This window comes from Streptomyces spongiae, assembly GCF_009377185.1.
In the GTDB taxonomy this organism is placed as follows: domain Bacteria; phylum Actinomycetota; class Actinomycetes; order Streptomycetales; family Streptomycetaceae; genus Streptomyces; species Streptomyces spongiae.
Window position 1 is genome coordinate 1 of the sequence record NZ_VJZC01000013.1, and the last position, 20,245, is coordinate 20,245.

Consider the following 20,245-nt stretch of genomic DNA (forward strand, 5'->3'; position numbering starts at 1 on the left):
GTGTAGAGCAGGAAGGTGGCGCCGTCGGGCAGAGGGGCGTGGGTGGTCGGGCGCTCGGCGGTGGGGCGCAGCCCCAGGAGCATGGCGTGCGCTCCGGTGAGGTGGGTGGCGGTGCCGTCGGCGGTGATGAGCAGGGGCGGGGGATGACCGGCGACGGACCAGGATGCCTGCCAGGCCCCGTCGGCGGTCTGGCGCAGGCGGGTGAGGATCGCGGTGGCGGAGTCGGCGAGGGTCAGACGGGCCTGGGCGGTGTCCAGGCGGCGGAGGATCTGGCCGGGTGTTTCGTCGGGGCGGTCGACGGCCAGGGCACGCAGCATGTTGCGCAGTTCGCTCATGCGGGAGGCGGCCTGGATGTCGTGCCCGGTGACGTCTCCGATGACCATGGCGAGGTCGCCGTCCTCCAGGAGGAACGCGTCGTACCAGTCGCCGCCGACTTCCGCGGCGTGCTGCGCGGGCTGGTAGTGGGCGGCCAGTTCGATGCCCGTGACGTCGGGCAGGTCGGTGAGCAGAGCGCGCTGCATCGTGGCGGCGATGTCGGCCTGGGCGGCGTGCAGGCTGGTCTTGTCCAGGCCCAGGCTGATGCGGCGGGCCACCTCCTCCGCCAGGACCCGGTCGGCTTCGTTGAAGGGAGGGCTGGCCGGCGCGCGGGTCAGCGTCAGCGCCCCGAAGGTGGTGGTGCGCAGCCGCAGCGGAACGACCAGAGCTTCGTGGGCTTCCACCACCGCCAACAGGTCCGCTTCCTCGTGCGCCGCGGACGCAAGGTCCGTCAGGTGCTGCGTAGCGCCTCCTTGCAGTACGTGGGTGATGGCCGCGTGGTGGGCGGGGTGCTCCGGCAGCGACTCGTCGGACCGGCCGGCCGGTAGGACGTCGGGCGTGTGGTGGGCACCGGCCGCGCGGCGATGACCACGCCCCTCGGCCAGGTCGATCAGGGCGGTGTCCGCGAGGCGGGGCACCAGCTGGCGCACCAGACGGTGGAGGGCTTCGTCCGTGTCCAGGGTGCTGGTCATGGCCAGCGTCAGCTCACCGAGCCAGGTGATCTCCGCCAGATCGTATTCGGCCTGCTCCCGCATCGTCTCGCTGTGCGCGTACCGCTCGGCGCGGCGCCCCTCCCGCTCTCGCTGGTCGGTCGCGTCGTGGAACACGACCACCACGCCCTCGCCGTGTCCCATCGACGCCGGCAGCGGCGCGGCCGTCCACCACACCTGAAGCGGTGTGCCGTCGGCGCGCACCAGTACGGCGCGGTCGCCGCTGGTCCGCCTGCCCAGCGCGACGTCCTGGAGGATCGGCCGCTGGACGGGCGCGGCGGCGGTCTCCGTGTCCAGGGAGTGCAGGGCGCGGTGGGCATCGACCCCGATCAGGGTGCCCGGTTCGTAGCCCAGCAGCTGCTCCGCCCAGGGGTTGCAGGCGATCACCGTGCCCTGGTCGTCCACGGCGTACATGCCGGCGCCCGCGGCGGCGAACAACGCGGACGTCAGCGCCTCGCCCGTGCCGACGCCGGTGACGTCATGCTTTCCCGAACCGCTCTCCACCCGACGTATTCTGCCCGCCGCCTCGGCTGTCTCCGCAAGGCTTCCTGGGGGGCGTCACGGCCACGGGGCCTCACAGGCAGCCGTGGCGTACGGGAAGATCTCGATGGCGGTGTCCAGGCCCGTCAGCTCCAGCAGGCGGCGTACCTGCTCGCCCGGTGCCGCCAGACGCAGCGTGCCCCCCGTGGCTCCGGTCCGCCGCAGCCCGTACACCAGTACGCCCAGCGCGGACGAGTCCATGAAGTACACCTGCTCCAGGTCCAGCACGATGCGTGCCCGGCCCTCGACGATCAGCGTGTCCACGGCGTCGCGCAGCACCGGGGCCAGGAACAGGTCCACCTCGCCGGTGAGGACCACCACCGCCCACACCCCACAGTCCTCGGAGCGTCGCACGCCGGACACCGGAACCATGGAGGTTCCCCCTCACTGTGGAATCTCCTCATCATCGCACTAGTCGATCGCCGCCCCGCGTCGGCATACGGTGGTCGCGGCCGTCCGATCGGCTCGCTGTCGAACGGCGGGTCAGCGGCCGAGCGCCTGTTGCAGTTGCCGCTTGTTCATGGAGGAGCGGCCCTCGATGTTGCGCTTCTTCGCCTCCTCGTACAGCTGGTCCCTGGTGGGCCCAGCGGCACCCCGGTGGGAGCGTTCGCCGCCGCGCTGGGAGGCGGACTTGGGATCGCGCGTCGAGGTCCGGCTCGATGTGCGGGATTCACCGGCGCGGGCCCGCTCCTTGTTCACCGTGCGCGCGGCGATCTCCTTCGCCCGGCCGGCGGACTCGCCCCGCTGCTGGGCGCTCTCCTTGATGTGCTCGTACTGCCGCTCGCGCTTCCGGCTCGATCCTGCGGGCATGGCGGAACTCCTCTCTCCAGGACCCCCGCGAGTACCCTGCCCTCCACGACCGAACCGCTCCGCCAGTGCCCGGCCCGCCGTCGAAAGGAGTTCGGATGTCTGCTCCCGGTGACGTCCTCGAACCCGTCCTCATCGACACGATCGAGCGGTACTTCACCCTGCTGCAGGCCCATGTCCCGGCGGAGGAGATGCTCACCGGCATCCTCACCGAGGACTTCGGGACGGGATTCGAGGGCGGGTACGTGTGGCAGGGGGAGGCAGGGCTGCGCGACTTCCTGCGGGAACGCTCGGTCTTCTTCGACGAGTCCCACGAGGTCCTGCAGATCCTCGACATCCGTCAGGAGGCGCCCGGATCCATCACCGCCAGGACCCGGTTGCGCTTCTTCCTCCGTGGGCGTGAGGCCGGGGCCGCCCGGAGCGAGGAGTACGCCGGAGAAGCGTTCCACCGCTGGCGTCTGCGCCGGCGCCCGCGGGACGGGCGCTGGTGTGTGGCGGCGCAGATCGTCGAAGGGTTCGCCGCGCTCAACACCCCGGCACGTCGGCTCTTCGCCGCTCCCGCCAAGGGCATGCGGGCAGAGAGCACATGACGAGGGGTGGCCGGGTGGCGGGCGCCCGCCCGGCCGTGCGCCTGTCACCCGGTCGTGGCTTCAGACGGCTGTCGGCTGCGCGGGCAGTACGTGGTCGCCGACGCTGTCCGTGCTCAGGCACAGGGAGCAGACATACGCGTCGTGGGTCCGGCAGGCGGCCAGGTCGGGGCGCTCGTAGGGCTGGCGGCAGACGTGGCAGTCGTACGTCGTCGCGCTCGGGTTGCCCTCCGTGTCGAGGAGCGGCTCGTCGATGCCGTCGTCGGTGCGGCGCAGGTAGTACTTGCCCTTGGTGACGATCGCCATCAGCGGGGTGAGGACGAAGGCGATGACGGCGGCGGCGACGGGGGAGTACGGCTGCAGGGTGTCGCCCAGGGCGTGGAAGTACATGGCGATGGACAGGCCGGAGGCGGCGACGAAGGCGACGACGCCGACCGGGTTGACGGCGTGGAGCATGCCCCGGCGGAACTCCGGCTGGAGCGGGGAGAGTTTCAGCAGGTACTTGTTGACGCCGATGTCGGTGGCGACGGTGACGACCCAGGCGATGGCGCAGTTGGAGTAGAAGCCGAGGATGCTGTTGAGGAAGCTGAACATGTCGGCTTCCATCAGGGCCAGCGCGAAGGCCAGGTTGACCAGGACGAAGATCATGCGGCCGGGGTAGTGCTTGGTGACGCGGGTGAAGGAGTTGGTCCACGCCAGCGAGCCGGAGTACGCGTTCGTGACGTTGATCTTGATCTGGCTGATCACGACGAGCGCCACGGCCAGCGGGACGACCATCCAGGACGGCATCATCGCGTCGAAGGCACCACGGAACTGCTGGATCGGCTCGGGCGCCGCCGTCGGGCCGACCTTGGCCAGGATGTACACGGCGAGGAAGACACCGATGGCCTGCTTGAGCGCGCCGAGTACGACCCAGCCGGGGCCGGCCATGACCACGGCCGTCCACCAAGTGCGCTTGTTGGCCTCGGTCTTGGGCGGCATGAAGCGCAAGTAGTCGATCTGCTCACCGATCTGCGCGATGAGGGAGAGGCAGACACCGGCGCCGAGGAGTACGGAGGCGGTGTTGACGCCGCCTTCGCCGTCGGTGCCCGCGTAGGAGAGGAAGCGGTCGACCGTGCCGGGGTCGGTGGCGACGAGGTAGACGAGCGGGGCGACCATCAGGACCAGCCAGATCGGCGTCGTCCACACCTGGAGCTTGCTGAGCGCCTTCATGCCGTAGATCACCAGCGGGATCACCATCAGGGTGGAGACCAGATAGCCCAGCCACAGCGGCAGCCCGAGGCCCAGCTTGAGGCCCTGGGCCATGATCGAGCCTTCGAGGGCGAAGAAGATGAAGGTGAAGCTGGCGAAGATGACGCTGGTCAACACCGAGCCGTAGTAGCCGAAGCCGGAACCGCGGGTGATCAGGTCCAGGTCGATGTTGTAGCGGGCGCCGTAGTAGGCGAGCGGGAAGCCGGTGACGAAGATGACGACGGCGGCGACGGCGATCGCCACGAGCGCGTTGCCGGTGCCGTGGGCCAGGCCGATGCCGGCGCCGATGGAGAAGTCGGCCATGTAGGCGATGCCGCCGAGCGCGGTCGTCGCCACGACCATCGGGGTCCAGCGGCGGTAACTGCGGGGCGCGAAGCGGAGGGTGTAGTCCTCCAGCGTCTCCTTGGTCGCCTGGCTCGTCGTCGTGGCGTTCGGTGGTGTGGCTGTCAGAGGTGACTCTGTACTACTCATGGCCAGCCCTTCGGGGGACGGTGGTGCTGCGTGGGGGTCTGGGTTTCCGTCGTGCAGGGGGTCGTGGTGCGGTGAGCGGTGGGACACTCCGGTTGGCGTCGTCGCCGGCCGGGAGTCGGGGCCGGGGCGTTAACTCCCCCGGGGATTACGGGGATTACGGGGATTACGGGGATTCAGAGGCGGTCGGCGTGCAGGGCCATCTGCGTCATGGCCCGCTGGGGCGCGTTCCAGCACCACGGCCATCGAGTCGCCGACATGGGCGTGCAGGCCCGGTAGCTCTCGTCGAGCCGTCCGTCACGGACGAACTCCATGATCTCGATGTGTCAGCGCGGGATTGCCGGAGGCGCGGGAGAGTTCGGCGTGGAAGCGCTCGTCCTGGACGACGAAGCGCGGGTCCGGCGTCGGAGGCTGCTCACGCATCGCGTACCAGCGGTCCAGTTCGGCGGTGAGGACCGCCGTGTCGTGCCGGACGGAGGAGTCCTCGATCGCGCGGGCGACGCCACGCAGTTCCAGGGTGACCCGAACCTCGCCGCATCTCGCCCAGCCGCTCGCGCGAGCCGAACTCGCCGCCGAGGACGGCCACGCGCAGCTTCGCGTAGACCTCCTCACGCAGTGGGGGCGCCGGGGGCGGGGCCGGATCCAGCACGGGACGCGGCACCGGATCCAGGATCGCATCCGGCTGCGTATACAGCGTTGCATCCATGATCGAACACGCTAGAAACCGCTTGTTTCCCGGGAAGCCGTCGCACGGTGAACGGCTCGTTTCCGGGAACTCACCGCGCCCCGCTCCCCAGTGCCTCGGCTTGGAGGGCGCGCGGTCGCCGCTGCGCGACACGGCTCAGGTCCTAGGTCCAACGCCTGATCGGCAAGGTGTCGCTCTTACTGTTAACGTGCAGCTGCATATCATTCGCAATAACGCGGAGGACGTTGGACATGGCGATTTACACGCTCCCGGAGCTCCCCTACGACTACTCGGCCCTCGCGCCCGTGATCAGCCCCGAGATCATCGAGCTGCACCACGACAAGCACCACGCGGCGTACGTCAAAGGCGCGAACGACACCCTGGAGCAGCTCGCCGAGGCGCGGGACAAGGAGACGTGGGGTTCGATCAACGGCCTGGAGAAGAATCTGGCCTTCCACCTCTCCGGTCACATCCTGCACTCCATCTACTGGCACAACATGACCGGCGAGGGCGGCGGCGAGCCGCTGGACAAGGACGGTGTGGGTGAGCTGGCCGACGCGATCGCCGAGTCCTTCGGCTCGTTCGCGGGCTTCAAGGCCCAGCTGACCAAGGCGTCGGCCACGACCCAGGGTTCGGGCTGGGGTGTGCTGGCGTACGAGCCGCTCAGTGGCCGCCTGATCGTCGAGCAGGTCTACGACCACCAGGGCAACGTCGGCCAGGGCTCGACCCCGATCCTCGTCTTCGACGCCTGGGAGCACGCCTTCTACCTGCAGTACAAGAACCAGAAGGTCGACTTCATCGAGGCCATGTGGCAGGTCGTCAACTGGCAGGACGTGGCCAGGCGCTTCGCCGCCGCCAAGGAGCGCGGCGACAGCCTGCTGCTCGCGCCGTGACGCCGTAACACCCCGCAGATGTCCTGCTCGTGATCGTCTTCTCAACCTTCACGGGGCAGGCGGCACAAGGATGGGCTCCCCCAAGGACGTGACTTGTGGGAGCCCTTCTGTTTGGCCGCAGTCTCAACGGTCTCACTGAGGACGGTTCTCCTGCCGGCCCCCGTCGTTCCCGTTCAGCGCTTGCGTTGCCTGGTGCTGCGTCTCTTCGGCCACCACGCGGGCTTCCGCCACGACGTCACCGCGTTCACGCACCAGGCTCTCGTAGATCGGCAGTTCGTCGTTGCGGGTCGAGTTCGGTGTCACAGGGCTGGTCCTTCTGGGTGTCGTTCTTAGCCGGCCGATCGGACGCGAAATCCATCCTTGGTGACCTCAAGGATAATCGTGATTCTCCTTCATGCCCGACTGAGCCGTGCGGCGATCCCATGACCGATGGCCAGGTAAATCAGGGCAGGCAGGCCGTAATTGAGGAGAACTCGAATGCCGTCTGTGTCCATGGTGAAAATATCCTGTGACCACCAGGCCAGCCAGTCGGCCGTGCCGTGCACGAACTCGACGAAGACATTGGCCTCGTTGGCTCCGAGCAGGTGGAGCAGGATCCACAGCCCCAGGAACCCGGCGGCGATGTCGGCGATCGTGCTGATGGTCAGGGCCGTCCGTCGGGTAGTGGCCTGGTTCCGCTCGCGGCGGTGCGGGTAGCCCTGCGGGTGGCCCGGGGGCTGGTCGTAGGCGTGCTGTCCGGGAATCGGGTCGGTATTGCTCACTGGAATCCAATCTGACGCATCGCTTTGCGGGCCGGCGTATGGCGCGGCCTCCCGGGTTGCCCGCTCCGGGAGAGGGGCGGACGGCCGCCTCGCCCATGGTCGTCACATGAGCCCGTGTAATTCAGCGCCCTGCAATGCCGCCGCGTTACAGGAGTGCGGAAGGTCCACAAACTGGGCACGAATTCCGCGAGTTGCCCAAATCTGTGAGAGTGGGATCTCTTTTCATCGGCGGCCTGGGCGGTGGTGACGGCATCGCGGGTATCCGATTCCTTTTCTGACTCCCCGTCAGTTCCCTGCTTCCTCCCCCGGTCCGCACAGGGGAAGCGGCAACAGTGGTGCGGCAGCCCGCGATCAGGGCTCAAGGAACCGCTGTCCGCCGTCCCCTCATGCCCAAGGAAGCCATGACTCCCACCCCCCACCTGACCACTCCCGGCCTCCACACATGGCATCCGGCCCGCTTCCAACCCGCCGACTCCGACCGTTCAGCGCTCGAAGGCTCCGGTACCGCGACGGTGGACGTCGTCGTCCCCGTCCACAACGAGGAGCGCGCCCTGCCGGGCTGTCTGCGGACACTCCACGCCCGCCTGTCCGACGGCTTCCCCTTCCCCTGGCGGATCACCGTCGTCGACAACGCCAGCACCGACAGGACGCTCGACACCGCCCACCGCCTCGCGGAGGAGCTGCCCGGCGTCGGTGTCGTGCACCTGGACCGCAAGGGCCGCGGGCTGGCCCTGCGCACGGTCTGGGGTGCGAGCGAGGCCGACATCGTGGCGTACATGGACGTCGACCTGTCCACCGGCCTGGACGGTCTGCTCCCGCTGATCGCCCCGCTGGCCAGCGGCCACTCGGACATCGCGATCGGCAGCCGGCTGGCCCCCGGGGCCCGAACGGTGCGCGGACCGCGCCGCGAGTTCGTCTCCCGCTGCTACAACGGGATCATCAGGCTGACGCACGGGGCGCGCTTCACCGACGCCCAGTGCGGTTTCAAGGCGGCCCGCACGGAGGTGCTCCGGCCGCTGCTGCAGGTGACACGTGACGACGCGTGGTTCTTCGACACCGAGTTACTGCTACTGGCCGAGCACAACGGGCTGCGCGTCCACGAGGTGCCGGTCGACTGGGTCGAGGACGTCGACACCCGCGTGGACGTGGTGAGCACGGCGGCCGAGGACCTGCGGGGCCTGTGGCGCATGGCGCGGCTCAAGTCGTCCGGTGACGCCAGGGTCGACCTGCCGCGCCGCCCGGCACCGGCGGCCGAGCATCCGGACGCGGTACTCGCGCCCTCCTCCGGGCGTTCGGCGCTGCCCTGGGAGGTCGTGTGCTTCGCGGCGATCGGCGTCGCCTCGACCGCGGGACAGGCCCTGCTGTACTGGCTGTTACGCGGCTGGTGGTCGCCGGCCTTCGCCAACCTGGTCTCGCTGCTCGTGCTCACGCTGTTGAACACCGAGGCGAACCGCCGGCTGACCTTCCGGCACTCCTCAGCCCGGCCCGCGCGGGCGCACCTCGGGGCCGGAGGCCTGTTCGTCCTCGGGTACCTGGTGACCTCCGGGGCGGTGCTCTGGTTCAAGCAGGCCGATCCCGGCGCTTCACCGGCCGCTGAGACCGCCGTCCTGGCCGCGGCCTCCGTGATGGTCACCGTCGTGCGGTTCACCGTGCTGCGGTCCGCCGTCTTCCGCAGTTCCGCCCGACGCCGGCCCTGACGAGAGCGAACTTCCCTCCCTCATGAGCAACTCCGCGCACACTCTGTCCGTCGCGACCTCGGGGCCCGGCCGGAACCAGCACCCGGCCGGCCGTTCACTGCCCTCCTGGTCGGCGCCCGCCGCCCTCGCCCTGATCCTCGTCCTGGCAGCCGTGCTCCACGGCTGGGCGCTCGGCTCGCTCGGCTGGGCCAACAGCTACTACTCCGCCGCCGTGAAGTCGATGGGGACGAGCTGGACCAACTTCGTCTTCGGCTCCTACGATCCGGCCGGGGTCGTGACGGTCGACAAGCCGCCCGCCGCGCTGTGGCCGCAGGTGATCAGCACCAAGATCTTCGGGCTGCACGGCTGGGCGATGATCCTGCCGCAGGTGATCGAGGGCGTGGCCGCGGTCCTCGTCCTGCACCGCACCGTACGGCGCTGGGCGGGGGAGGGCGCGGCGCTGATCGCCGCGCTGGCACTCACCCTGACGCCCATCACCGTGGCGATCAACCGGGACAACAACCCCGACACCCTGCTCGTCCTGTTCCTGGTGTCGGCCGCGTACGCGCTCACCCGGGCGCTGCGGGCCGAGGGCAGGGCCATGACCTGGTGGCTGTGCGCGAGCGGCCTGCTGATCGGGTGCGGGTTCCTCACCAAGATGCTCGCCGCCTGGATGGTCGTCCCGGCCTTCGCCGTCGCCTGGCTCGTGGCAGGAAGCGGCGCCTGGACACCGCGAGTGCTGCGGCTGCTGGGTGCGGGAGCCGTCCTGGCGGCGTCCTCCTTGTGGTGGGTCGCGATGGTGGCCCTGTGGCCGGGCGACCGTCCCTACGTCGGGGGCAGCGAGGACGGCTCGGCCTGGGACCTCGTGGTCGGCTACAACGGACTCGGGCGGGTCTTCGGCTCCGACAGCGGAGGCCAGGGCCCCGGGGGCGGTGGCGTGTCGTTCGGCGGCGCCGCCGGTCTCGGGCGCCTGTTCAACGACCAGGTGGGTGGGCAGATCAGCTGGCTGCTGCCCCTCTGCGCCGTCGCCCTGGCGGTCTCGGTGGTCTGCGCGGTGCTGCGGCGCCGAGGTCGGCTGCCCGACAACGCCGTGCTGCCCGCCTCGGGTTGGTGGCTGTGGGGGACCTGGCTGGTGGTCTGCGCGGCCGTCTTCTCCACCCAGAAGGGCATCTTCCACCCCTACTACACCACCCAGTTGGCCCCGGCGATCGCCGCCCTGTGCGGTGGCCTGACGGCCGCCCTCGTCCGGGCCCACCGCGCGGGACAGCGCTGGACGTCGTGGGTGGGCACGGCCGCCGTGGCGGCGAGCGTCATCTGGGCCGCGACCCTCATCCGCCGTACCCCGGACTGGAACGGCTGGCTGGTGTGGCCGGTGCTGCTGGCCGGCTGCGCCGCGGTCGCTCTCCTGCTGCTCGCCCGACGCCGAGGCGGTCTGCTGCCGGTGGCCGTCGGAGCCGCGGTGGCCGCGGTCCTGGTCGCCCCGGGCGCGTGGGCGGTGAGCGTGCCCGGATCGACCAGCGTGATGGGCGGCGCCAACCCCACGGCGGGACCGATGGTCCTCGGATTCGGCGGAGCGGGCATGCGGCAGCCCGGCTCCGGCGGCGGGAACCAGCCGTCGGGCATGCCGTCCGGAATGCCCTCGGGTATGCCCGGCCTCCCCGGTGGCTCGGGCTCGGGCCAGTCCGGTGAGCTCCCGTCGGGTGGGATGCCCTCCTTCCCCGGCAACGGCTCCGGCGGAGGTCCCGGAGATCCCGTAGGGCAGGGAGGTCCCGGAAGCCAGGGAGGCTCGGGTGCCCGCGGAGCCGGTGTGTTCGGTGGCGGTGCGGAACTGACGGGCAACCAGCGCAAGATCCTGGACTACGTGGTCGAGCGCGCGCCGACAGCACGGATCAAGCTCGCCGTGGAGGGCGGCGCCATGTCCACCGGCGCGTTCATCCTCGGCAGCGACGAGACAGTCATCGGCATGGGCGGCTTCACCGGCTCGGACAACGCGCCGTCGGTGTCCCAGCTGGAGAAGTGGACCAAGAACGGCGAACTGCGCTACATCTTGGGTTCGGACGCCGCCGGCGGCTTCCCCGGCATGTCCGGCAGCCCTTCGCAGGAGCGCTCCGGCTGGATCTCGAAGAACTGCACCAAGGTGGCCGCCTCCAAGTACGGAGGCACGTCGTCGCAGCGGAACGGCGAGATGATGGGATTCGGCGCCGACGTCCTGTACGACTGCGCCGCCAAGTGAGCCGCTGGGCGGCCCGTACGCACGACACACACCACAGAACGGACAGACCGGCGTCATGACACAGCGGGCCGCGGACAAGCCCCGGCGCAGGCTTCTCGTGGTGGAGGACGAACCCAGCATCCGCACCCTGCTGGAGTCCACCCTCCGCCTCACCGGGTACGACGTGAACAGCGCCGACACGGGGCACGCGGCCCTCGTGGAGGCCGAGCGCGGCACACCCGACCTGGTGCTGCTGGACGTGACGCTGCCGGACCTGGACGGATTCGAGGTGACCCGGAGGCTGCGGGCGGCGGGAAACGACGTGCCCGTGCTGTTCCTGACCGCCCGCACAGCCCTCGACGACCGGTTGAAGGGCCTGAGTGTCGGCGGGGACGACTATGTGCCCAAGCCCTTCAGCATCGAGGAGGTGCTGCTGCGCATCGAGGCCATCCTGCGCCGCACCGGCGCCGCGCTCCCGCCGCCCCCCACGGAACGCGTACTGAGCTACGCCGACCTGGAACTCGACGAGAACGCCCATGACGTGCACCGCGCCGGCGTGTACATCCCACTGTCACCGACCGAGTTCAAGCTGTTGGGCTACCTCATGGAGAACGCCACACGGGTGGTGAGCAAGGTCCAGATCCTCAACCACGTCTGGAGCTACGACTTCGCGGGCGACGCGCGCATCGTCGAGACCTACATCAAGTACCTGCGCAAGAAGATCGACCACATCGACCCGCCGCTCATCCACACCGTACGCGGGGTCGGCTACTGCCTGCGGCTGCCCCGCGACCGGTCCGGAACGGTCGACCAGTGAGAAAGTTCCTCCTGCGTCCTGCGACATCACTGCGGCGACGGCTCGTCGTCGGGGTCACGGTCCTGGCAACCCTGGCGGTGCTGACCTCGCAGGCGATCGGCTCCGTGGTGCTGCGCTCGTGGCTGCTGGACCGGGTCGACCAACAGCTCGCCGCCTTCCATCCACCGGCACCCGTCTACGCCGACGCGCTCCGCGACGATCTTCCCGGCCCGAGGACCCGCCCGAGCGTGCTGCCCTCGGACTTCCGCGTCTACTTCTACGACTCGACGGGCGAACGACTGAACCATTCCATGGGCGCGGGGCGGAAGTCGGCCCCCCTGCTGGCGGACTCCTCCGACGATCTGGGAATGGACTACGGGCGCCCGGAGACCATCTCCGCCGAGGACGGCGACGGGAGTTGGAGAGTGGTCCGGTACGCCGGACCGGACGGCATGAACGCCGTGGTCGCCCTGCCGCTGGACACCGTCGACGACACTCTGTCCCGACTCCTGTGGCTCGACGCCGCCGTGCTGGGCGTCGCGGTCGCCGCACTGATCGCCGTGGGGCGCTGGGTGGTCCGCCTGGGGCTGCTGCCGCTGACCCGTATGGAGCGCACCGCAGAGGACATCACCGCCGGCGACCTCGACCTGCGGTTGACCGACACCGACGCGCGCACCGAGATCGGACGGCTCGGGCGGGTGCTCAACACCATGCTCGACCGGCTGCAGCGGGCACTGCAGGAGAGGGAGGCATCGGAGGCGCGGATGCGGCGCTTCGTGGCCGACGCGGGGCACGAACTGCGTACCCCGCTCACGGCGATCCAGGGCTACGCGGAGCTGGCCCTGCGTCCTGAACGGCGTTCCGCGGGTGAACGGCAGGAAGCGGACCGGGTGGTCGCCCAGAACGCGGAACGCATGAGTCTGCTGGTCGACGACCTGCAGTTGCTCGCCTCCCTGGACAAGGAACCCTCCTACCGGCACGAACCGGTGGATCTGCTGTCGCTCGCGGCGGACGCCGTCAGTACGGCGGCCCTCCAGGACACCACTCACCCCGTCGATCTCGGCCCGGTGCGTCCCCCGGAGGGTTCCGCGGGCACGTCCGAGCTGGAACTCGTGGAGACCATGGGCGACCCGCACCGCCTCCGGCAGATCGTCGAGAACCTGCTGTCCAACGCGCGGATTCACACTCCACCGGGTACCGCCGTCCACGTCCGGGTGGGCACCGCCCGCAGCGGTGCGGCCGGCGGATCCGGGCGACCGGGGCGTACCAGCGCCTCACCGTCCCTGTCCGAGGACACCGCGGTGAGCATCGTGGAAGTGTCCGACGAAGGGCCCGGACTGACCGCGCACGACGCCGCGCACGTGTTCGAGCGGTTCTACCGGGCCGATCCCTCCCGCTCGCGGGCCCGCGGTGGCAGTGGACTCGGACTCGCCATCGCGTCCACCATCGCCGAGGGCCACGGCGGCCGCCTCGAACTCGACACCGCACCCGGCGAGGGCTGCACCTTCCGTCTCGTACTGCCCGGCGAGATGATCAAACCCTCTGCGGCACCGGAGCAGGGCGCTCGCCCGAGCCCCGGACGATCAGGCGGGTGGGGACCGTGACGGTGCGGCCGCGCGAGCGGTCGCCGTCCAGGCGGGCCAGGGCGGTGGCCGCCGCCGTTCTGCCGATTCCCTCGGGGTTCTGCGCGACGACGGTCAGGGCAGGTTCGAGTGCCTCGGCGAGCGCCACGTCGTCGAAGGCGACGACGGCGACGTCCTTCCGCCTGCTGCGGGCGAGTTCGGTGACGATGCCCAGCGCGACGATGTTGTTGCCGGCGAACAGGGCGGTGGGGGGATCCTCCAGGCCGAGCAGCTGCGATGTGGCGGCCGAAGCGCCGTGCTGGTCATGGGCGTTGGTGATCAGGGAGCGGTCCTGGGGGAGGCCGGCCTCCTGGAGTGCCGCGCGGTATCCGGCCAGACGCTCACGGCGTGTGTAGAGCCTGGTGGGAAGGTCGCCGACGAAGCCGATGCGCCGGTGGCCGTGGGCGATCAGGTGGGCGACGCCGTCCTGGGCGCCGGCACGGTTGGAGCTGACGACGCTGTCCGTGGCCAGACCGGCGCCCGGACGGTCGACGAAGACGACGGGCAGCCCCGCGGCGCGGTGGGCCTTGAGGTGGGAGTGGTCGGCGCCGACGGACGGCACGACCAACAGGATGCTGATGCGGCGGGCGAGGAACTTGTCCGTCAACGCGCGTTCGCGGTCGGGGTCGTCCGCGGAGGACCCCATGACGAGGGTCAGACCGCGGTCGCGCACCGTGTCCTCGATGCCGCCGGCCACGGCTCCGAAGAAGGGGTTGCCGAGGTCGGGGATGACAAGTCCGATGCTGCTGTCGGGCCCGCCGACGCGGATGTTGCGGGCCATCAGGTTCGGCTGGAAGCCGAGCTTGGCCACGGCGGCGAGTACCTGTTCCCTGGTCCGCGCCGAGGCCGGTCCGTCCTCGTTGAGGACGCGGGAGACGGTCTTGGCACTGACGCCCACTTCTCGGGCGACGTCGGCCAGGGTGGGGCGGCGGTTCGCTGCCATGGAGGTAGGTGTCTCCTGTGCTCGTCGGGTCCGGCCGCGGCCTCGGCCGGAACCCGTGCGTGCTTCCGTCGTACCGAGCGCCGTCAGCTCGCCTGGACCCCGGCCGCCTTCGCCGCCTCGGAATCCGCCACGACCGTACCTCCGGCATCATCGACGGTGAGCGCGCCGGTCATGATGGCGACGACCTCCGCCATGGAGTAGTCGGAGGGCTTGATCACGGCGGCGCGCCGGCCCAGCCGGTGGACGTGGATCCGGTCGGCGATCTCGAAGACGTGAGGCATGTTGTGGCTGATCAGGACGACCGGCATGCCCTTGTCCCGGACGCGGCGGATGAGGTCCAGGACCTGACCGGACTCCTTGACGCCGAGAGCGGCGGTGGGCTCGTCCATGACGACGACGCTGCGGGCCCAGGCGACGGAACGGGCCACCGCGACGGCCTGTCGCTGTCCGCCGGAGAGTGTCTCGACCGCCTGTGTCAGCGAGCGCAGGCCGATCTTCAGGTCGGCCATGTGTTCGGCGGCCTCCTCACGCATCCGTTTCTTGTCCAGCATGCGGAAGACACTGCCGAGGACGCCGGGGCGGCGGAGTTCCCGGCCGAGGAACATGTTCGAGGCGATGTCCATGGAGGCGGCCACGGCGAGGTCCTGATAGACCGTCTCGATGCCGTGGGCGCGGGCGCTTTGCGGACCGGAGAAGGTGATGGGCTTCCCGCCCAGGAGTATCTCGCCCGCGTCGGGGACCAACGCGCCGGTCAGCGCCTTGATGAGGCTGGTCTTGCCGGCTCCGTTGTCGCCGATGACGGCGAGGACCTCGCCCGGCAGCAGGTCGAAGTCGGCGCCGTCGATGGCGGTGACGTGGCCGTAGCGTTTGACCAGACCGCGGGCCTGCAGCACGGGGGTGGGGGAGTTGGCGCTCATCGGGCCTTCTTCCGGGAGATCTGGTCGACGGTCACCGCGAGGATCACCAGGACACCGGTGATCAGGGTCTGGTAGATGGAGGCGACGCCCATCAGTTGCAGGCCGTTGCGGAAGACGCCGACGATGAGGACGCCGATGAAGGTGCCCAGGACCGAACCGCGCCCGCCGAAGAGGCTGGTGCCCCCGAGGACCACGGCGGTGATGCTGTCGAGGTTGTCTGTCTGGCCCGCCTGCGGGTCGCCGACCCCGGTGCGGGAGATGAGCAACAGGGCGGCGATGCCGTACAACAGACCCGCCACGGTGTAGACGCCGACGGTCAGCCGGGAGGTGCGGATGCCGTTCAGCCGTGCCGCTTCCGGGCTGTTGCCCACCGCGTAGACGTGCCGGCCCCAACCGGTGTTGCTCAGCGCGTAGGCGAGGAGGAGGAACAGGGCGATGGTGACCAGGGAGCCGTAGGTGATGTCGGTGCGGCCGAGCGGGAAGGTCTGCCCGAGCGCCGTCAGCGGGCCCGGCAGGTTGGTGACCGTCTGCTCCTCGGAGTAGATGTGGGTCAGCGCGAACGCCACGTTGAGCATGCCGAGGGTGACGATGAACGGCGGCAGCGGGATCTTCTGCACCAGCAGCCCGTTGAGCAGCCCGAAGGCGCCGCAGACGCCGATGCCCACAGCGATGGCGACGAGCGGGGGCAGCGAGCCCTCGGCGGCCATCTTGGCGATCATGATGCTGCCGAACGCCATCACCGCACCGCACGACAGGTCGATGCCCGCCGTGAGGATGATCAGGGTCTGGCCGATGGCGAGCGTGCCCACGACCATGACCTGCTGCACGATCAGCGAGAAGTTGCCGCCCGTGAGGAACTGGTCGGTCGAGAAGGAGAAGAAGGCACAGGCCAACAGGAGGGCGACCAGCGGGCCGGTGGTCGGTGCCGTGAGCAGTCTGCGGGCCGTCGTCGGTGCCTTGAGCCCGGCGTACGGCGAGGAGGTGCCCGGGGGCGTGCTCGGGGGCGTGGTCGTGGCTGTCATGCGAAGTCCTTGTCGGAAGACAGAAGCCTTGTCCGTCCTGGTCGGAGGACAGATGTCGTGGTCCGTCCCTGTCGGAGGGCAAGGGAACGAGGGGGCGGCCGCCCCGGGTCGGGGAGTTGGGGCGGCCGCCCCGCTGAGGGGAAGGCGTTGTCCTACGGTTCGAACCGGGCGGCTCAGCCCCAGCAGTTCTCCAGGCCGTAGGCGGTGTCCTTCGACGTGACCCCGTCCTGCGCCTTGTCGGTGATGAGGGTGACGCCCGTGTCCGTGTAACCGGACGCCTTCTTGCCGTCCTTGGCGTACGTCACGACGGCGTTGACGCCCTGGGAGGCCATCTTCAGCGGGTACTGCTGCGAGGTGGCGGCGATCTTGCCGTCCTTGACGGCCTTGGTTCCGGTGCAGCCGCCGTCGACCGAGACGATCAGGACGTCCTTCTCCCGGCCCTTGGCCTTGAGCGCGGTGTACGCGCCCAGCGCGGCCGGCTCGTTGATCGTGTAGACGACGTTGATGCCGGGTTCCTTCTGGAGGCAGTTCTCCATGGCGGTCTGGCCCTTGGCCTGGTCGCCCGCGGTGTCCTGGGAACAGACGACGGAGGGGTCGCCCTCCTTGATGCCGAAGCCCTTGAGGAAGCCGTCGTGCCGCTGGACGCCGACGGACACGCCCGGCGCGAGGTCGAGGGTGGCTATCTTGGCCGACTTGCCCTTCATGGCGGCCTTGGCGTACTCACCGATCAGCTCGCCGGCCTTGAGGTTGTCGGTGGCGAAGAGGGCGTCGACCGCGTCGTCCGGCTCGGTCGGGGTGTCCAGGGCGATGACCAGGACGCCCTTGGCGCGGGCCTTGGCGATGGCGGGCACGATGGCCTTGGAGTCGCTCGGGGTGATCAGGATGCCCTTCACGCCCGAGGCGACCATGTTCTCGATGGCCGTGACCTGACCGGCGTTGTCGCCGTCGAACTTGCCGGCCGCGGTCATGAGCTTCACGCCCTCGGCCTTCGCGGCCTTCTCCGCGCCCTCCTTCATCTTGACGAAGAACGGGTTGGTGTCGGTCTTGGTGATCAGACCCACCTTGACGTCGCCCGAACCGGCGCTGGAGGAACCCGATCCGGAACCGGAGCCGGATCCGCAGGCCGTCAGGGTGAGGGCCGCGATGCCCGTGCACGCGGCGGCTCTGAGGAGGGACATGGGCAGACGAGTGGTGCGAGACATGAATGACTCCTGCGGGATCGCGAGCGGCGCGGGCGGCATCCGAGCATGCCGTTCCGAGGTGTCATCGTTGACTTATGTCATCGTTGACACTGCATGGCGAGGATGATGGACTCCGTCTCCCGGAAACGTCAATGCCCTGCACTCGTCACAAATCGGCAACGCCCGGGGCCGACGTCCGTCCGTATCCGTCGCCGCCTCACGCGATGGATCCCGGCCATGGAGGACACCACACCGTGAACAAGACCCTGCTCGCCGAGTTCACCGCCCGCGAGGGAGCGGAGGACGAGGTCGCCCGCCTGTTGCTGGACTACGCCGAGAAAGTGCGCGAGGAAGAGGGCAATCTCGCCTTCGACGTCTACACCAAGGCCGCCGCCCCGCGCGCCTACTGGATCTTCGAGGTGTACCGGGACGAGGACGCCTTCCAGGCGCACCTGAAGGCCCCGTACGGTGGCCCGTTCAACGCCGCACTCGCCCCGCTGATCGAGGAGGACGCCTCGGTGCTGACCTTCCTGGATCCGGTGACCTGAGCTTCTTCGCCGCCCGGCAGGAGGCTGAAAAGCGATGTTGGCAAAGGGCCGTGGCCGCACTTCAGTGAGGTGCGGCCACCGAACGCCGGGCCAGGCGCTACGGACACGGACACCGGGAGGCGAGACCCATGGCTTCATCGCGGAGCGGCAGCGGCTACCACCTGGGCAGTGACCCCGAAGAACTGGAACGGCTGGGCCGTCAGGGCCGGGCCATCGCACCCGCCACCCGGACGTTGCTGCGGGCGGCCGGGATCGGGACCGGGATGCGGGTGCTGGACCTCGGAGCCGGGGCCGGTGACGTGTCGTTCGTCGCCGCCGAACTGGTCGGTCCGACCGGAGCGGTGGTGGGCATCGACCAGTCGCAGGACGCGATCACCACTGCCCGGGCACGCGCCCGGCACCACGGACTCGACAACGTCAGCTTCGTCGTGGGCGACATTCAACAGCCCGCCCCCGGGGGCCCGTTCGACGCGATCACCGCCCGCCTCGTCCTGCTCTACCTGCCGGACCCGGCCAAGGTCCTGCGGACCCAGGCCGCACAGCTGCGTCCCGGTGGCGTGGTGGCGCCCATCGAGGTCGACCTGTTCAGCGGCGGCCCCCGGCCCGCCACCCCGCTGGCCACCCGGCTGCTGTCCTGGCAGGCCGAGGCATCCGACCGCGCGGGCATCACCCACTCACTGGGCCCGCGCCTGTGGACGCTCCTGTGCGAGGCAGGTCTGCACCCCTTGGGCATGCTGGGCATGCAGCCCCACTTCGCCCCCGGCGACCCGGACGGCCCGGCCCTGATGGCCGGGATCATCCGGGCCATGCTCCCGGTGATCGAACAGACCGGCGTGGCCACAGCGGAAGAAGTCGGGGTGGACACACTCCAGGCCCGTCTGAGCGAGGAACTGGCCACGTTCGAGGCCGTGTTCGCCTACCCGCAACTCATCAGCGCCTGGGGGACCACGCAGCCGGCGGAGCGCACGCCCTTGACCGCGGAGAGGTAGCTGTAGCCGTTGTCGGGCATCGCGCTCCTTCGAGCTTCCTTTACGCAGTACGAGTGAATCAGCCGAATCTTTCGTCCGGCGCCGCTGGTGGGTCCCTTACGGTCTCGATGTTGTTGGCACAGCGCTCACTGTCAACGGGTGGTGGGCGGTCGAGAGTGGGGCGGCGCGCTTGACGGGTTTCGGTCCGGCCGTCGGATGCTGGGCGTTGACGGTCTCCCTGGCGCTCCGCGCGTCCGGGGTGAGGGGGCGGGTGCGGATGCGCCTGCTCCTGTTGGCGGGTTCGGCGGCCGCGGGGGGTGTGTACCGGGCCGCGGTCGACGTGCTGTCGGCTCACCCCTGGGCATGGGGCCCGGACGTGCGGTCGGTGCTCGGTGCCATGGTGATCGCCGGGGTGACGGTCGCGGTCGGCCTGGGGACGGCGGGTCTCGTGGTCGCGGCCGATGCCGGTACGGGCCGCCGCATGTGGCTGCGGCGCGTGCTCGACGGGGTCGTCACCGCCGGGTCCGTGTTCATGACCGGGTGGGTACTGCTGCGGGGACCCGGTGACGGGTGGCAGCTGGGCACGGGAATGGTGGGTGCCCTGTGGGCCGCGGAAGTCGTGTTCCTCAGCTTTCTGCTCGCCCTGCGCCCCCTCGTACGGGACGACCACCGCGCCACGCTGTGGGTGTCGGTCGTCGGGCTGTCCGTCACGCTGATCGGCGACACCCTGCGGCTGTGGGGCGCCGGCCCGGACATCCCCGAGGTGGTGTCCGGTCAGCTGGCCGGTGCCTTCAACACCGCGGGCCTGCTGGTGGTCGCCGCCGGTCCCTGGGTGCCCGGCGGGGCGAGCGTCCTGGGTGCCGGTCGGTCGTCGCTGCGGCTGGGTATGGAGGGTGCCGCGGCGTTCGTTCCCCTGATCGTCTTCACGGTGATGGCGCTGGGATACGCGCTGGCTCCTCTGGCCCGCGACCCGGTGCCGCTGTTGGTCGGGGCGACGGTACTGCTGGGCCTGTGGGCGCGCCGGACGTTCCTGCCGGGCGAGACCACCGGGAAGGGCGATTCAGAGGGCTCTGCCGCGGGCACCTTTCGCTGATCAGTCGTCGGCGGTCATGTGGTTCGGGCGTCGTCCACCCGCTCGCCCTCCGCCTGGGACGGCTCGGTCCGGGGGACGTCCGGATGCTGCTCCACGGCTGTGCGCTCGGCCGTTTCGTCGCGCTCACCCTCGGCCTGGGAGGGCGTGTGCGAGTACAGCCAGCGGTCGTCGTCCGAGGCTCCGGTCTTCATGGCGGGCCTCCCTCGCTCGCTCATCTCCCATGCTCCTCCCGAAGCCGCGCAGAGGCGAG

General features: G+C 70.0%; 22 protein-coding genes. 9 read left to right on the forward strand and 13 right to left on the reverse strand.

Annotated features, from left to right (window positions below):
* From FNH08_RS03720 to FNH08_RS03730, 3 genes are all read right to left on the reverse strand, one after another.
* Nucleotides 1-1,529, reverse strand: a 1,529-nt coding sequence (locus FNH08_RS03720) for a SpoIIE family protein phosphatase (protein ID WP_152769795.1), incomplete at its 3' end; no start/stop codon positions are given.
* A gap of 54 nt (nt 1,530-1,583) precedes the next feature.
* Nucleotides 1,584-1,919, reverse strand: a complete 336-nt coding sequence (locus FNH08_RS03725) for an STAS domain-containing protein (RefSeq protein ID WP_322723608.1) — start codon at nt 1,917-1,919, stop codon at nt 1,584-1,586.
* Between the two features lie 129 nt (nt 1,920-2,048).
* Entirely contained in the window at nt 2,049-2,375 is a 327-nt protein-coding gene (locus tag FNH08_RS03730) for a plasmid stabilization protein (RefSeq protein WP_152769797.1), read from the reverse strand.
* A gap of 95 nt (nt 2,376-2,470) precedes the next feature.
* On the opposite strand from FNH08_RS03730, the gene FNH08_RS03735 reads away from it, so the two are divergent.
* On the forward strand, nt 2,471-2,962 hold the full coding sequence (locus tag FNH08_RS03735) for a hypothetical protein (RefSeq protein WP_152769798.1): 492 nt from the start codon (nt 2,471-2,473) through the stop codon (nt 2,960-2,962).
* 60 nt (nt 2,963-3,022) lie between these two features.
* On the opposite strand, the gene FNH08_RS03740 is transcribed toward FNH08_RS03735, so the two are convergent.
* From FNH08_RS03740 to FNH08_RS03745, 3 genes are all read right to left on the reverse strand, one after another.
* Entirely contained in the window at nt 3,023-4,681 is a 1,659-nt protein-coding gene (locus tag FNH08_RS03740; protein WP_152769799.1) for a purine-cytosine permease family protein, read from the reverse strand.
* 173 nt (nt 4,682-4,854) lie between these two features.
* Complete coding sequence (locus FNH08_RS51550) at nt 4,855-4,992, reverse strand: hypothetical protein (RefSeq protein ID WP_228033856.1); 138 nt, start codon at nt 4,990-4,992, stop codon at nt 4,855-4,857.
* Nucleotides 4,976-5,290, reverse strand: a complete 315-nt coding sequence (locus FNH08_RS03745) for an FCD domain-containing protein (protein ID WP_322723609.1) — start codon at nt 5,288-5,290, stop codon at nt 4,976-4,978. Before FNH08_RS03745 ends, FNH08_RS51550 begins: the two co-directional genes overlap by 17 nt.
* A 324-nt stretch (nt 5,291-5,614) precedes the next feature.
* Here FNH08_RS03745 and FNH08_RS03750 point away from each other — a divergent pair, with 324 nt between their 5' ends.
* A complete protein-coding gene (locus FNH08_RS03750) occupies nt 5,615-6,256 on the forward strand; it encodes a superoxide dismutase (RefSeq protein ID WP_152769800.1) in 642 nt (213 codons plus the stop codon).
* A 132-nt stretch (nt 6,257-6,388) separates the two neighbouring features.
* On the opposite strand, the gene FNH08_RS50565 is transcribed toward FNH08_RS03750, so the two are convergent.
* The gene (locus FNH08_RS50565) at nt 6,389-6,559 is read right to left on the reverse strand and encodes a hypothetical protein (protein WP_194238353.1); all 171 of its coding nucleotides are present in this window, start codon (nt 6,557-6,559) and stop codon (nt 6,389-6,391) included.
* A gap of 89 nt (nt 6,560-6,648) precedes the next feature.
* Nucleotides 6,649-7,017: a hypothetical protein gene (locus FNH08_RS03755; RefSeq protein ID WP_322723611.1), complete on the reverse strand. Its 369-nt coding sequence runs from the start codon at nt 7,015-7,017 to the stop codon at nt 6,649-6,651.
* Between the two features lie 401 nt (nt 7,018-7,418).
* Here FNH08_RS03755 and FNH08_RS03760 point away from each other — a divergent pair, with 401 nt between their 5' ends.
* The 4 genes from FNH08_RS03760 to FNH08_RS03775 are packed head-to-tail and all read left to right on the forward strand — an operon-like array spanning nt 7,419 to nt 13,305.
* Nucleotides 7,419-8,714 carry a glycosyltransferase gene (locus tag FNH08_RS03760; RefSeq protein ID WP_152769801.1) on the forward strand — a complete coding sequence of 432 codons (1,296 nt, stop codon included), beginning with the start codon at nt 7,419-7,421 and terminating at the stop codon, nt 8,712-8,714.
* A 22-nt stretch (nt 8,715-8,736) separates the two neighbouring features.
* The gene (locus tag FNH08_RS03765) at nt 8,737-10,926 is read left to right on the forward strand and encodes a glycosyltransferase family 39 protein (protein WP_152769802.1); all 2,190 of its coding nucleotides are present in this window, start codon (nt 8,737-8,739) and stop codon (nt 10,924-10,926) included.
* Between the two features lie 55 nt (nt 10,927-10,981).
* Complete coding sequence (locus FNH08_RS03770; RefSeq protein WP_152769803.1) at nt 10,982-11,722, forward strand: response regulator transcription factor; 741 nt, start codon at nt 10,982-10,984, stop codon at nt 11,720-11,722.
* Entirely contained in the window at nt 11,719-13,305 is a 1,587-nt protein-coding gene (locus FNH08_RS03775) for a sensor histidine kinase (protein ID WP_322723614.1), read from the forward strand. The genes FNH08_RS03770 and FNH08_RS03775 overlap by 4 nt, the downstream gene beginning before the upstream one ends.
* Here the strand turns inward: FNH08_RS03775 and FNH08_RS03780 are convergent.
* From FNH08_RS03780 to FNH08_RS03795, 4 genes are all read right to left on the reverse strand, one after another.
* Complete coding sequence (locus FNH08_RS03780; protein ID WP_152769804.1) at nt 13,235-14,266, reverse strand: LacI family DNA-binding transcriptional regulator; 1,032 nt, start codon at nt 14,264-14,266, stop codon at nt 13,235-13,237. The two genes, FNH08_RS03775 and FNH08_RS03780, sit on opposite strands and share 71 nt — an antisense overlap.
* Nucleotides 14,267-14,349: 83 nt before the next feature.
* The gene (locus tag FNH08_RS03785) at nt 14,350-15,183 is read right to left on the reverse strand and encodes an ATP-binding cassette domain-containing protein (RefSeq protein ID WP_152769805.1); all 834 of its coding nucleotides are present in this window, start codon (nt 15,181-15,183) and stop codon (nt 14,350-14,352) included.
* Nucleotides 15,180-16,205: an ABC transporter permease gene (locus FNH08_RS03790; protein WP_152769806.1), complete on the reverse strand. Its 1,026-nt coding sequence runs from the start codon at nt 16,203-16,205 to the stop codon at nt 15,180-15,182. The genes FNH08_RS03785 and FNH08_RS03790 overlap by 4 nt, the downstream gene beginning before the upstream one ends.
* Nucleotides 16,206-16,378: 173 nt before the next feature.
* A complete protein-coding gene (locus FNH08_RS03795) occupies nt 16,379-17,407 on the reverse strand; it encodes a sugar ABC transporter substrate-binding protein (protein ID WP_152769807.1) in 1,029 nt (342 codons plus the stop codon).
* 233 nt (nt 17,408-17,640) lie between these two features.
* Here FNH08_RS03795 and FNH08_RS03800 point away from each other — a divergent pair, with 233 nt between their 5' ends.
* From FNH08_RS03800 to FNH08_RS03810, 3 genes are all read left to right on the forward strand, one after another.
* Complete coding sequence (locus FNH08_RS03800) at nt 17,641-17,934, forward strand: putative quinol monooxygenase (RefSeq protein WP_322723616.1); 294 nt, start codon at nt 17,641-17,643, stop codon at nt 17,932-17,934.
* A 128-nt stretch (nt 17,935-18,062) separates the two neighbouring features.
* Nucleotides 18,063-18,923, forward strand: coding sequence for a class I SAM-dependent methyltransferase (locus FNH08_RS03805; RefSeq protein ID WP_152769808.1), 861 nt, complete (start codon nt 18,063-18,065; stop codon nt 18,921-18,923).
* Between the two features lie 256 nt (nt 18,924-19,179).
* The gene (locus FNH08_RS03810; protein WP_228033858.1) at nt 19,180-19,995 is read left to right on the forward strand and encodes a hypothetical protein; all 816 of its coding nucleotides are present in this window, start codon (nt 19,180-19,182) and stop codon (nt 19,993-19,995) included.
* Between the two features lie 14 nt (nt 19,996-20,009).
* Here FNH08_RS03810 and FNH08_RS03815 read toward each other — a convergent pair whose 3' ends face one another.
* Nucleotides 20,010-20,186, reverse strand: a complete 177-nt coding sequence (locus FNH08_RS03815; protein ID WP_228033859.1) for a hypothetical protein — start codon at nt 20,184-20,186, stop codon at nt 20,010-20,012.
* Between the last annotated feature and the right edge of the window lie 59 nt (nt 20,187-20,245).

What these genes read in the sequence shown, in the direction of transcription:
- FNH08_RS03735 (WP_152769798.1), top strand. Translation starts at nt 2,471, where the DNA reads ATGTCTGCTCCCGGTGACGTCCTCGAACCCGTCCTCATCGACACGATC.
- FNH08_RS03790 (WP_152769806.1), bottom strand. Translation starts at nt 16,205, where the DNA reads ATGACAGCCACGACCACGCCCCCGAGCACGCCCCCGGGCACCTCCTCG.
- FNH08_RS03750 (WP_152769800.1), top strand. Translation starts at nt 5,615, where the DNA reads ATGGCGATTTACACGCTCCCGGAGCTCCCCTACGACTACTCGGCCCTC.
- FNH08_RS03740 (WP_152769799.1), bottom strand. Translation starts at nt 4,681, where the DNA reads ATGAGTAGTACAGAGTCACCTCTGACAGCCACACCACCGAACGCCACG.
- FNH08_RS03810 (WP_228033858.1), top strand. Translation starts at nt 19,180, where the DNA reads ATGCGCCTGCTCCTGTTGGCGGGTTCGGCGGCCGCGGGGGGTGTGTAC.
- FNH08_RS03815 (WP_228033859.1), bottom strand. Translation starts at nt 20,186, where the DNA reads ATGAAGACCGGAGCCTCGGACGACGACCGCTGGCTGTACTCGCACACG.
- FNH08_RS03795 (WP_152769807.1), bottom strand. Translation starts at nt 17,407, where the DNA reads ATGTCTCGCACCACTCGTCTGCCCATGTCCCTCCTCAGAGCCGCCGCG.
- FNH08_RS03780 (WP_152769804.1), bottom strand. Translation starts at nt 14,266, where the DNA reads ATGGCAGCGAACCGCCGCCCCACCCTGGCCGACGTCGCCCGAGAAGTG.
- FNH08_RS03785 (WP_152769805.1), bottom strand. Translation starts at nt 15,183, where the DNA reads ATGAGCGCCAACTCCCCCACCCCCGTGCTGCAGGCCCGCGGTCTGGTC.
- FNH08_RS03765 (WP_152769802.1), top strand. Translation starts at nt 8,737, where the DNA reads ATGAGCAACTCCGCGCACACTCTGTCCGTCGCGACCTCGGGGCCCGGC.
- FNH08_RS03760 (WP_152769801.1), top strand. Translation starts at nt 7,419, where the DNA reads ATGACTCCCACCCCCCACCTGACCACTCCCGGCCTCCACACATGGCAT.
- FNH08_RS03770 (WP_152769803.1), top strand. Translation starts at nt 10,982, where the DNA reads ATGACACAGCGGGCCGCGGACAAGCCCCGGCGCAGGCTTCTCGTGGTG.
- FNH08_RS03730 (WP_152769797.1), bottom strand. Translation starts at nt 2,375, where the DNA reads ATGCCCGCAGGATCGAGCCGGAAGCGCGAGCGGCAGTACGAGCACATC.
- FNH08_RS51550 (WP_228033856.1), bottom strand. Translation starts at nt 4,992, where the DNA reads ATGGAGTTCGTCCGTGACGGACGGCTCGACGAGAGCTACCGGGCCTGC.
- FNH08_RS03805 (WP_152769808.1), top strand. Translation starts at nt 18,063, where the DNA reads ATGGCTTCATCGCGGAGCGGCAGCGGCTACCACCTGGGCAGTGACCCC.